The sequence below is a fragment of the Nocardia miyunensis NBRC 108239 genome, assembly GCF_001613065.1.
Lineage (GTDB): Bacteria > Actinomycetota > Actinomycetes > Mycobacteriales > Mycobacteriaceae > Nocardia > Nocardia miyunensis.
The window spans coordinates 33,828-45,827 of the sequence record NZ_BDBQ01000112.1 but is presented as its reverse complement, the minus strand read 5'-3'; the positions used below and the strand labels follow the sequence as shown (position 1 = coordinate 45,827).

The following is a 12,000-nucleotide window of genomic DNA, read 5'->3' as shown; positions in this document are numbered from 1 at the left end:
CCCGTGGCAGGAATCCCTGGACGGCGGTATCGAGCACGTGCGCCGGGTCGTGTGCCAGGACAGCCTCGGCATCGCCGCCGACCTCGAAGCCGCCATGGCCCGCCACGTCGCCGGTTACAAGGACGAATGGGCCGCGGTTCTGGAGGATCCGGACAAGCTCTCGCGGTTCGTCTCCTTCGTCAACGCCCCTGACGAAGCCGACCCGACGATCTCGTTCGACGACACCGGGGAACGCAAAGTTCCGGTGCTGCTGGGCATTCCGGAGATCCCGGTCACACACTGAGGCGGGACCAGCAGTGCCGCCACGCATGGGAAATAGGCGCGTAATCGCGTGGAAACAGTCCGCCGGTACCAATAGGTAAGGCGTTCGGAGGAGAGTTACCGATGACCGTTATCGATACACCCGCACATCCCTCTGTCGTGGCAGCCGGCTGGACCCGGGCCTGCCGGCTCGACCAGCTGATTCCCGGCCGAGGCGTGGCCGTGCTGCTCAGGGGCGGACGACAGGCCGCACTGTTTCTACTGCCCGACGGCACCGTCTACGCCGTCGGGAACGTCGACCCGTTCGGTCGCGCCGCGGTGATGTCGCGCGGCATCGTGGGTGATCGCGCCGGTGTGCCGGTGGTGGCCTCGCCGCTGCTCAAGCAAGCTTTCTCACTGGTCGACGGCCACTGCCTGGACGACGCCACCGCGGCCTTGCCGGTGCACGCGGTCCGCGTGGACGATGGACTGGTGTCGGTATCCAATGAACCCGTGGACTGCCCGTGAACGAACAGCTCCCGCTGGAGGGCTTCACCGTCGGCGTCACCGCCGCCCGGCGCGCCGACGAACTCTCCACGATCCTGACCCGTCGCGGTGCGACAATCGTTGCCGCACCGGCCATTCGGATCATTCCGCTGGCCGATGACACCGAATTGGAGCGAGTCACCAGGCAATTGGTCGCCGACCCACCGCAAGTCACCGTCGCCACCACCGGAATCGGCTTCCGCGGCTGGATGGAGGCCGCGGAGGGCTGGGGGCTGGCCGAGGAACTGCGTTCCACGCTGGCCTCGACCCGGCTGCTGGCCCGCGGCCCGAAGGCCAAGGGCGCCATCCGCGCCGCCGAACTGCGTGAGGAGTGGTCACCGGCGTCGGAGTCCTCGGCCGAAGTGCTCGACCACCTGCTCGCCGAGGGCGTGGAGGGTGTGCGCGTAGCGGTGCAGCTGCACGGCGCGACCACCGAATGGGAGCCGGTGCCCGACTTCTGCGAGGTATTGCGTTGTGCGGGAGCCGATGTCGTGCCGGTGCCGGTGTATCGCTGGATCCCGCCTGATGATCAGATCCCGATGGACCGGATGATCGAGTCGATCGTCACCGCCGGACTGGATTGCGTCACCTTCACCAGTGCGCCCGCGGTGGCCTCGATGCTCATGCGGGCCAAGGAAACCGGGCTGCTCGAGGCGGTGCTGCACGCGATGCGGACCAGGGTGCTGGCCGCCTGCGTGGGATCGATCACCGCCGCACCGCTCGAGGAACTCGGCGTGAGCACCACGATGCCGGGCCGGGCCCGGTTGGGTGCGCTGGCTCGGCACGTCGCGGAGGAACTTCCCCGGCGCGCCAACCGGATTCACGCCGCCGGGCACGAACTCAGCGTGCGCGGTGGATGCGTCGTGGTCGACGGCGGGGTACGTCAGCTCGCGCCCGCGCCGATGGCTCTGATGCGGGCGTTGGCCCGTCAGCCCGGCCGGGTGGTGTCCCGGGGCGATCTGCTGGCCGCACTGCCCGGCGGCGGTGAGGACACCCATGCCGTGGAGACCGGGATCGCCCGGTTGCGCGCCGGACTCGGTGCGCCGAAAGTGATTCAGACCGTGGTGAAACGGGGTTATCGGCTCGCCATGGATCCGGCCGAATGCGTGGACAACAATCCGCGTCAGCCCGTCGCCGGATCCGCCGTACCGCGACGTCCGGCGCATCCGGCCCCGCTGGCGGGAGTGTGGTGAGCGTCCCCGCTCTGGTGCTGGTCGCGCACGGCACCAGAAGTGCTCGCGGTGTGCGCATGATCGGGGATCTGGCCGAGGCGGTTTCGCGCGAGCTACGGGGAACCGCTGCGCCCGAAGACATCTCATTGCCCCGGGTGCGCACGGCCTTCGTCGACGTCCTCGGCCCCGCGCCCTCGGAGGTGCTACGAGATCTGGGATCCGTTCCGGCCGTGGTGGTTCCGGCGTTCCTGGCGTCCGGATACCATGTGTACCAGGATGTTCCGCGCGAGGTCGCCGAGAGCGGCCATCCGTCGGTGTCGGTCACCCCGGCCATGGGGCCCGACGTCGCCCTCGCACGGGTGATGCGCATGCGATTGCGTACGGCCGGTTGGCGTCCCGGCGATGCGGTGGTCTTCGCCGCCGCCGGATCCTCCGACCCCCGAGCCCGTCGCGACGTCCGGCGAGCCGCGGCCCTGCTGTCCGAGCAATTGGACACCCCCGCCGAGGTCGCCCACGTCGCCACCGGATCGCCACGAGTTCCGGAAGTCGTTGCCGCACTACGTGAATCAGGCTCACGACGAGTGTTCATCGCTTCCTACCTGCTTGCCCACGGCCTGTTCCACCAGCGCTTGCACGAGGCAGGCGCGGACGGCGTCGCCGAACCCATCGGCGTCCACCCTGCGGTCGTCCGTCTGCTCGCGAACCGCTACCACACAGCCGTCCGGGATCTGCTCCACACCGCTGCCTGAACGCCTGTCGTCGGGAGTTCCCGAGCGGGCTCGGGAACTCCCGTGTCGGCGCTTGCGGGTGACCGAGAGGTATCGGGTGCGGGTGATGTCGCGGGTGTGGCTGCTGGGGGTCGGTGTCTGCCGCCGGTTCGGTCGCGTCCAGCGCCATCGGTACTCCCGTGTCGGCGCTTGCGGGTGACCGAGAAGTGCCGGGCACACGGCGATGTCGCGGGTGCGGATACCGGGAGTCGGTGTCTGCTGCAGGGCCGGTCGCGCCGAACTCCATCGGTCGCCGACGCGGGGTGCGTGGATGGTGCTGTGGTGCAGTGTGATCCGTGTGGCCGAGGTTTCGCACCGGGGTCTCCTGCTCGATGGCCCGGGCGTGTAGTACCAGGCACAGTGGTCAGCAGCCCGCACAGAACCGGCACATCCGGGCGGGCTCAGCGGAAGTTCGGTGAATGGGGCAGCGCCCGACGCGGACTCGGCCGTAGCGGAGCCTGCGTCGGGCGCTGATCGAGGGGTGCCGGTCAGGCGCGGGTCTGGACCTTCAGATCGCCGTGGACGACCGAGCGGGTCATGTCGCGGGCGAGCATATTGTGCGGGAAGCCGAGGTCGATGGCGCTGACCTGGGCGAGGCGGTCCAGATGGGTGGCGTCGAATTCGACGTCGAGCGCGCCGAAGTTGTCCTCGAGCTGGTCGGGGGTGCGCGCGCCGATGATCGGCGCGGTGACGGCCGGGTTCTGCAGCGTCCAGGCGAGGGCCACCTGGGCGGGCGTGCGGCCCAGATCGGCGGCTACCTCCTGGACGACCTGTGCGATGCGTAGACTGCGCTCGGTCAGCGAACCCTGCGCCAGTGCGACGCTCTTGCGGGAGCCCTCGGGTGAGGTGATCGTCTCGCCCTCCAGGTCGGCGGCGCTGTATTTACCGGTGAGCACGCCGTTGGCCAGCGGCGACCACGGGATGACGCCCAGCCCCAGCTCCGCGGCCATCGGGATGAGATCGCGCTCGGAGGTGCGTTCCACCAGGCTGTATTCGATCTGCAGTCCGACCAGCGGTGACCAGCCGCGTAGATCGGCGATGGCCTGCATGCGCGAGACCTGCCAGGCCGGAGCGTCGGAGATCGCCACGTAGAGCACCTTGCCCTGACGCACCAGATCGTCCATCGCGCGCAGGATCTCCTCGACCGGGGTCGTGAAATCCCAGGCGTGCAGGTACAGCAGGTCGATGTAATCCGTATTCAGCCGTCGCAGACTGGATTCCACCGAGGTGACCATGCTCTTGCGGTGGTTGCCCCCGGAATTGGGATCGGTCGGATTGCGCAGCATCGTGTACTTCGTCGCCAGCACCAGGCTGTCCCGGTTGTCGCGGGTGAATTCGCCCAGCAGACGTTCGGAACTGCCGTTGGTGTAGACGCTGGCGGTGTCGATGAAGTTTCCGCCCAGCTCGACGTAGCGGTCGAACAGCTTGCGGGCGTCGTCGGTATCGGCGCCCCAGCCCCAGTCCGCGCCGAAGGTCATCGTCCCCAGTGCCAGCGGCGAGACCCGCAGTCCGGAACGTCCCAGCAGCCGATAGGTGTCCAGGGTGAGGGACATCTTGTTCTCCTGTACTCGTGATCCGATGTCGAGAACCAGTCTGTTGCCCGGGACGGGAGTGGGTAAGGGAAGGTTTTGCCTAGGAACGCCGGTCCTACCCGGCCGTAGGATCGATGGTGATGACGCACACCGTGGACACCACCCAGGAACTGGCCGCCTTTCTGCGAGCCCGGCGCGAGCGCCTGGACCCGCGCGATTTCGGCCTGCCGCAGCGTCGCCAGTCCCGGCGAACCCCGGGCCTGCGCCGCGAGGAGGTCGCCGAATTGGCGGGGGTCAGCACCGATTATGTGGTGCGTCTGGAACAGGGCCGCGGCCTGCGTCCCTCGGCCGAGGTGCTCGAGGCGCTGGCCCGCGCGTTGCGCCTGGCCCCGGACGAGCGCGCCTATCTGTTCGATCTGGCCCAGCAGCGCGCGCCCGTGACCGGCAAGCCCGCGAGCACGGCGAATCCGGCGCTGGGCCGCCTCGTGGCCGATCTCGCGCCGCTTCCGGCGATGCTGGTCAACCACCGCTACGACATTCTGGCGTGGAATCACGAAATGTCCCGCGTACTGGTGGATTTCGAGAAATTGCCGCCGCGCCAGCGCAATTCGATGTGGATGTGCCTGCTGCATCCGCGGATGCGGGACGGGTTCTACGTCGACCGCGAAACCATTCTGCGCGAAGGGATCGCGGATCTGCGCGCGGCCTGGGCCGCCCATCCCGAGGATCAGGTGCTGGCCGAGCTGATCGCCGAATTCATCGCGGCCGATACGGAATTCGCGACCCTGTGGGATCAGCGCGACGTGCGGGTCAACGGCCGCGGCACCAAGGTGCTGCGGCATCCGGAGGTCGGCCGGATGGCCGTGCAGTTCGAGGTGCTGATGCCGATGCAGGATCCGGATCAGCGGCTGGTGATCTATCGCGCCGCGGACCAGGACAGTCAGTCGGCGCTGGACCGGTTGTGCGCGGAGTGAGCGCCGGGCCCACGAGCTGACGTGTCGACACCCGCGTTTCGAGTCTCGACGCGGGCGGTTGCTGCCCCGACTCGGTGAGCCAGGCAGTGCCCGGGATCGGACGGACAACCTGCCGAACCGACGTGCTCGAGGAGTGAGTGTGGCGTCGCCGCATTGATATCGGGTGTCGATGCGGTCCGGTTGCTGTCTCGGACGGGCGAGGTGGGCGGCGTTCGGGAAAAGTTTTTCGGGAAATCGGCGAGGATATGTCGAATCGGGCCGAGCGGCTCCGACCGAAGGATGACAGCAGGTTCACTTCACGCAGAGGAGCACATCATGACCAGCGTCAGCACCTTCATCTGGTTCGACAGCGAAGCCGAGCAGGCCGCGGAGTTCTACACCGCGGTGGTTCCGGATTCGCGCATCACCGGCATCACCCGCGGCGGGGACGGCTCGGTCTTCGTCGTGACGCTCGAGCTGGCCGGTCACGCGGTCACGCTGCTCAACGGCGGTCCCGGGCATCCGCACACCGACGCCGCGTCCATCCAGGTCGTGGTGGACGGCCAGGACGAGGTCGATGAGCTGTGGGCGGCCCTGACCGCGGACGGCAAGCCCGGCCCCTGCGGGTGGCTGACCGATCGGTACGGGCTGTCCTGGCAGGTGGTCCCGTCCGAACTGCCGCTGCTGCTGGGTGGTGAGCACGCCGACGCGGTGGGCGCGGCGCTGAACGGCATGTCCAAGATCGATCTGCAAGGTCTGCGGGAGGCGCACGAGCTCGGCTGAGCCCGCGGTATTTCCCGGTCGAAACGAACAACCCGTCCGGATTACCCGCGCACATCGGACCGAATGCCGTAGGTTTGCCCAAAATCGCCCAGTGCATCCGGATCCGAGGAGGACGAGTGCGGTCAGCCGGGATCGGCGCCGGTGAATTCCCGCTGTCGGCCGCCCAATTGCGATGGTGGGTGGCACAGCAGCTGTATCCGGATGTGCCCAATACCGTTGCCATGTACCTGGATCTGGCCGGGCCGCTCGACCTCGAGATGCTGCGCGACGCCATCGCTCGCGCGGCATGGGAATTGCAGTCCCCGCATGTGCGATTCGTTCCGGGACCGGACGGGCCGCGGCAGATCCTGGACCCCGACGCATTCGGTATGTCCCCGTGTCACGACCTCGCCGATCGTGCCGATCCGGTCGGCGAGGCCCGCGCGGCGATGGACGAAGACCACGGCGCACCGGTCGATTTGCTCGCGGGCCCGATCACCGTGGCGAATGTCTACCGGGTGGGCGAGTCGCGGCATCTGCTGTATCTGCGCAGTCATCACATGGTGCTCGACGGCGTCGGAGCGGCGGCCATCCTGCGTCGCACGGCCGAGCTGTACGCCGATGAGGAAAGTGCCGTCGTACCACAGGTCTCGGACCGGCGTCGGCCCCTGACGATACCGGAACTGCTCGAAGACGAACGCGCATACCAGAATTCGGTGCGGGCGGGCGCCGACCGCGAGTACTGGCGTGCGCAACTGTCCGGCCCGCTGCGTTCGGCGGGCTTGGCGGGACGCTCGGCCGTGCCCGCGCCGCGGCCGCATCGCATCGAGGCGATGCTCTCGGCAGCGACCGCGGAACACCTTGCCGCCGTGCGGGAACGGGCGGGCGCGAGCTTCGCCGAACTGGTCGTCACCGCGTTCTCCTGCTATCTGGCCTCGGCTCTGGGTACCGACGAGGTGATGGTGTCGCTGCCTGTCGCGGCCCGGCCGACCGCGGCGCTGCGCCGGTCGGCGGGATCGGTGTCCAACGTGGTTCCGTTGCGGCTCACCGGGATCGGTGATCTGACGGTGCACGAAATGCTCGCGCAGGTCCGGTCGCGGGTGATCGGCGCACTGCGGCATCAGCGTTATCGGTACGAGGACATGCAGCGCGATCGCGGTGAATCGCAAGTGACCCGAGGCGGATTCGGGCCGGTGCTCAATGTCCTCGGATTCGTCGAACCGCTGCGAATGAGCGGGGTCACCGGCCAGGCGCGGCTGCTTTCGCTCGGGCCGGTGGAGGATCTGCTCGTCAACGCTTATCAACTCGGGCCCGACGAACGCAGCGCCACCATCGGCGTGCAGGCCAATCCGGCGCTGTACTCCGAGGCGGCGTTGGCCTGGCATCATCGCCGATTCCTGGAGTACCTGGACCGATTCCTGTCCGCCGGATCGGATCGCGTGGTCCGGACGTTGGATCCGCCGCGTGTGCCGCCGGAGGTTCCGCGGGTTCGCACGGATCGCGTGCTGGCGGAGTTGCTGCGCTCCCGAGGGCCGCTCGACCGGATCGCGGTGCAGGCGGGTGCGCGCACGTGGACTCACCGCGAATGGGAGCGGCTGTGCGACCGTTGGGCGCGCGAGTTGATCGAATTCGGCGCGGGGCCGGGGGTTTTCGTGATGGTGGCCGCGCCCCGGTCGGTGGAATCGGTGCTCGCGGTCTGCGCGGTGGCACGGGCGGGTGCGGCTTTCGTCTCGGTCGATCCGGCCGATCCGGCACGCAGAATCGGCGCGATCCTGACGGATTCCGGTGCGCGACTGGGGCTTACCGTGCAGTCGGTGCGTGCGGAACTGCCCGGCGAGGTGGATTGGCTGGTGCTGGACGATCCGGCGACCGTGGCGCGTGTCGAGCAGCGTGACGCTCATCCGGTCGCCGACACCGATCGGCGTCGTCGGCTGGACGTGCGGCATCCGGCCTATCTGATCTACACCTCGGGTACGAGCGGCACCCCGAAGGGCGTCGTCGTCGGTCATGCCGGTCTGGGGGCATTGACCGACCACCTCGTCGAACGCTATGGGCTGAACCGGGATTCGCGCGTTCTGCATGCACACGCGCCGTCTTTCGACGCGCATCTGCTCGAACTGCTCGCCGCCTTCGCGTCCGGCGCCCGGCTGGTGATCGAACCGCCCGAGGTGATCGCCGGACGCGAGCTGGCGGATCTGCTGAACAGTGCGGTGATCACCCATTTCCTCACCACCCCGGCGGTATTGGCGACGCTCGAGCCGCACCAGGTGCCCGGCCTGTGTGTGGCGGTGGTGGGCGGTGAGGCGTGTCCGCCCGAACTCGTGCGCCGCTGGGCGACCCCGCTGCGCCTGTTCAACGGATACGGGCCGACCGAAACCACGGTCATGGCAACACAATCCGATCCGCTGCGCGCGAGCGCCCCGGTGACGATCGGTCGGGCGCTGCCGGGTGTGCGGGCGCTGGTGCTCGATCCCGCCCTGCGGCCGGTGCCGCCGGGAACCCGCGGCGAGCTGTATCTCGGCGGTCCGGGGGTCGCGCACGGATATCTGGGCAGGCCGGGCGCGACGGCCGAGCGCTTCGTCGCCGATCCGTTCCACTCGGGTGAACGCCTGTATCGCACCGGGGATCTCGTACGCGCCGAGGTGGATCGGACCCTGGAGTTCATCGGCCGCGCCGACGAGCAGCTCAGCGTGCGCGGGCGACGGATCGAACCCGCCGAGGTCGAGGCCGCGCTGACGGCTTTGCCGCAGGTGGCGCAGGCGGCGGTCACCGTAGCCGACGGGCCCTCGGGACCTCGGCTGATCGGCTATGTCGTTGCGGCACAGGGGGCCGAGGCCGATCCCGCGGCGCTCGTCGCGAGCCTGCGCGAGATGTTGCCCGCGGCCATGGTTCCCGCACAGCTGGTGAGTCTGCACCGGCTTCCGGTCACCGCGCACGGCAAGGTCGATCGTGCCGCGCTACCGGCACCGGCCCCGGCGAGTCGGCCGTATAGCGCACCGGAATCCGTTCTGCAACAACGGGTTGCCGAGCGCTTCGCCGCGTCCCTGGGGCGCTCACGTGTCGGGATCGACGACGACTTCTTCGAACTGGGCGGTAATTCGCTACTGGGAGTGGCGCTTTCGGCCGACCTCGCCGACGTGACGGGTGCGCCGGTGACCGTGCGATGGCTCTACAGCGGTCCGACCGTCGCCGAGCTGGCCGAGCGGATAGCCGGTCATCGGGGCGGGCCGGAGACCGAGGACGGGCTGGGCGCGGTTCTGGCGCTGCGTCGCGGCGGTTCGGCGCCGCCGCTGTTCTGCATCCATTCCGCGGTGCCGCTGGCCTGGTGTTATGCGGGTCTTGCGCGATACGTCACCGATCGTCCGGTCTTCGGCTTGCAGGGCCTCACGCCGGAGGGGGAACCGGATTCGGTCGTCACGATCGATGAACTCGCCGATCGCTATGTGACACATATACTCCGGATCCAACCGCAGGGCCCGTACCATCTGCTCGGCTGGTCGCTGGGCGGTCAGATCGCCCATGCCGTCGCTGTGCGTCTGCGTGAAATCGGTTGTGCCGTAGCGATTCTGGCGATGCTGGACAGTATCGTATTCCCTCCGGGCACGCCGTCTCCACCGGCACCGCGAATGCGGGATCTGCTCACCCACCTGCTCGGTGACGAACCCGAGGACGGCGACGCGCTCGCCGAACTCACCGCAGCCGAGGCCGCGGCCGAGTTGGCCGCCGCCGGACCGAGTTTCGGTGCGGGACTGACCGCGGCGCAACTCATCCGGCTGCATCGCGGCTACGTCGAATGCGTGCGTCTGTCGCACGGCTACCGCCCGGGCGTGTACGACGGTGACCTGCTGTACTTCTCGGCCACGCGCGGGGTGACCGCATCGCTCGGTGCGGACCTGTGGCGTCCGTATGTGACCGGCGCGTCGATCGAACATCCCGTCGCGGCCGCGCACGCCCAGCTCACCAATTCCGATGTGGTGGCGGTCATCGGCCCGCTGCTGGCCGCACAGCTATCCGGAGCTCCCGCATGAACGCACCCGAAGATCCTGCGGCACAACAAGGTCCCTGGGACCGTACCGCGATGGTGACCGGCAGCCGTACCGGTGTGCGATGGCGACGGGTGTATCGGGACCAGGCGCGGTGGGAACGGCTTGACCCCGCCGCGGCCGTCTTCACCCGATGGGTTGACGGACATCTGATGCGCCCGCATCCCGACCTCGGCCGCGACGGTCCGGTCTGCCCGTTCGTGCGCACCGGCGTCGTGCACGAACTGGTCTGGGCGGGGCTGGCCACGGGCGGCGACGGGCTGGACACGGCGGATCTGCGGCGGATCGTGGACGACGCGCTCGAGGAATATCACGATCTGTGCGTCGAAAATCCCGACCAGGCACGGCAACTCGCGCTGGTCACCCTCTTTCCGGGCCTGACCCGCTACGAGCGCATCGACGCGGCGCATTCGGCCCGCAAATCCGATGCCGTCCGGCGCGGTTTCATGCTGGGCCAGTTCTATCCCGGGTGTGCTGTTCCGGGGCTGTGGAATCGCGAGTTCCGCCCGCTGGACTCCCCGGTGCCGATGCTGGTGCTGCGCCCGATGATGAGCACGGATTTCCCGTTCCTGGCCGGGCGCGCCGACTGGCTGTACGCCTATTTCACCCATCTCGCACCGGATCTGCCGCGGCGACTGCGCTGGGCGATAGCCGACCGCATGCTGGTGGAAGGCGCGGCGGTAGCGGACATCACCGCGCTGCGGGCGCATGCCCATGATGAACAAGCTCAGTGATGCGGCGCGGCGGACCGCCCGCTCGAGGCATACTCCAATAATGCGCCGGCTTCTACGTTGCCTTCTCGCTCTCTTCGCCGTGACAGCCACCTTCGTCCCGGCCGTCGCGGCGGCCGATACCGGAAGGGGGCCAGCCATTCTCGGCGTTCGGCCACTGGGGGGCACGCAGTATCAGGTGGTCGTGTACTCCGCGGCCATGAAACGGCCGGTGCCCCTGTGGGTGTCGCATCCGGATCGGCCCGCGCCGACGTTGTACCTGCTCAACGCCGTCGACGGAGGTGAGGACGGCGGTCCGTGGAACGTGCGCACCGATGCCGCGCGGTTCTTCGCCGACAAGCCGGTCAACGTGATCGTGCCGATCGGCGGCCGGGCCAGCTACTACACCGATTGGGCCGCAAACGATCCCGTGCTCGGCCGCAACGAATGGGCCACCTTCCTGAACCGCGAGCTGCCGCCGCTGTTGAACGCGCGTTTCCATACCAGCGGCCGCAATGCTGTTGCGGGAGTGTCGATGTCGGGGACCTCGGCGCTGGACCTGGCGATCGAGGCGCCCGGGATGTACCAGGCCGCCGCTGTCTACAGCGGCTGCCCGAGCACGAGCGATCCGGCCTCGCGGGCGCTGGTGTTCTCGCAGCTGGCGACGTTCGGTGCGAATGCCGCGAACATGTGGGGCGGGTCGTTGGATGCCGCCTGGCCGGCGCACGATCCGGTGGTGAATGCCGCCCGGCTGCGGGGCCTGGCGCTGTACATCTCCTCCGGCAACGGCGGTGCGGGCGCGCACGACAACCTGGCCGATCCGTCCATCGCCGGCAATCCGCTCACCCTCGCCAACCAACTCTCGGTCGGCGGCGCGATGGAGAACGTCGTGAACGGCTGCACGCACACCCTCACCAATCGACTTGCGGCACTGGGCATTCCGGCTACCGAGGTATTCCACGCCGGGACTCACGCCTGGCCGTACTGGCAGGACGATCTGCACAACTCGTGGCCGGTGATCGCCCGAGCGCTCGGGGTGTGAGTCCGCCTCAGCGAGCCTGTGGTTCGAGCGCGAGCGTGGCGGACGCACGATCGTACGCACCGATCCGGTCGTGCGACACGATGCGGAGCTCGGCCGAGCCACGATCGGTGTGCGTCTTTCGGTGAGGTAGTCGTCATCCATGGAGCGAAAGGTCCGCGGTGACGCCGACGCGCGATTCGTGGATTTCGCCTGTGACCCGGTGTCGGACAGAGGTCCGGCCGCGATAGCGATGA

Annotated in this window: 9 protein-coding genes and 1 pseudogene; 9 read left to right on the top strand and 1 reads right to left on the bottom strand. The window is 68.7% G+C overall.

Annotation, left to right across the window (positions count from 1 at the left end):
• From NM2_RS41060 to NM2_RS41045, 4 genes and pseudogenes are all read left to right on the top strand, one after another.
• A pseudogene (locus NM2_RS41060) lies at window positions 1-283 on the top strand (nitrite reductase (NAD(P)H)); the annotation flags it as partial.
• A 101-nt stretch (window positions 284-384) separates the two neighbouring features.
• On the top strand, window positions 385-768 hold the full coding sequence (gene nirD, locus NM2_RS41055; RefSeq protein ID WP_067681514.1) for a nitrite reductase small subunit NirD: 384 nt from the start codon (window positions 385-387) through the stop codon (window positions 766-768).
• Window positions 765-1,979, top strand: coding sequence for a uroporphyrinogen-III synthase (locus NM2_RS41050; protein WP_067681511.1), 1,215 nt, complete (start codon window positions 765-767; stop codon window positions 1,977-1,979). Before nirD ends, NM2_RS41050 begins: the two co-directional genes overlap by 4 nt.
• Window positions 1,976-2,707, top strand: coding sequence for a sirohydrochlorin chelatase (locus NM2_RS41045; protein ID WP_067681535.1), 732 nt, complete (start codon window positions 1,976-1,978; stop codon window positions 2,705-2,707). Before NM2_RS41050 ends, NM2_RS41045 begins: the two co-directional genes overlap by 4 nt.
• Before the next feature lie 506 nt (window positions 2,708-3,213).
• Here NM2_RS41045 and NM2_RS41040 read toward each other — a convergent pair.
• Entirely contained in the window at window positions 3,214-4,278 is a 1,065-nt protein-coding gene (locus NM2_RS41040) for an aldo/keto reductase (protein WP_067681508.1), read from the bottom strand.
• Window positions 4,279-4,397: 119 nt separating this feature from the next.
• Between NM2_RS41040 and NM2_RS41035 the strand changes: the two genes are divergently transcribed.
• From NM2_RS41035 to NM2_RS41015, 5 genes are all read left to right on the top strand, one after another.
• A complete protein-coding gene (locus NM2_RS41035) occupies window positions 4,398-5,231 on the top strand; it encodes a helix-turn-helix transcriptional regulator (RefSeq protein WP_218026093.1) in 834 nt (277 codons plus the stop codon).
• Window positions 5,232-5,546: 315 nt separating this feature from the next.
• Entirely contained in the window at window positions 5,547-5,993 is a 447-nt protein-coding gene (locus NM2_RS41030) for a VOC family protein (RefSeq protein WP_067681532.1), read from the top strand.
• A 116-nt stretch (window positions 5,994-6,109) separates the two neighbouring features.
• Window positions 6,110-10,000, top strand: coding sequence for a non-ribosomal peptide synthetase (locus tag NM2_RS41025; RefSeq protein WP_245718480.1), 3,891 nt, complete (start codon window positions 6,110-6,112; stop codon window positions 9,998-10,000).
• Window positions 9,997-10,749, top strand: coding sequence for a DUF6875 domain-containing protein (locus tag NM2_RS41020; RefSeq protein WP_245718479.1), 753 nt, complete (start codon window positions 9,997-9,999; stop codon window positions 10,747-10,749). The genes NM2_RS41025 and NM2_RS41020 overlap by 4 nt, the downstream gene beginning before the upstream one ends.
• A 40-nt stretch (window positions 10,750-10,789) precedes the next feature.
• On the top strand, window positions 10,790-11,767 hold the full coding sequence (locus NM2_RS41015) for an alpha/beta hydrolase (protein ID WP_067681500.1): 978 nt from the start codon (window positions 10,790-10,792) through the stop codon (window positions 11,765-11,767).
• Window positions 11,768-12,000: the final 233 nt, after the last annotated feature.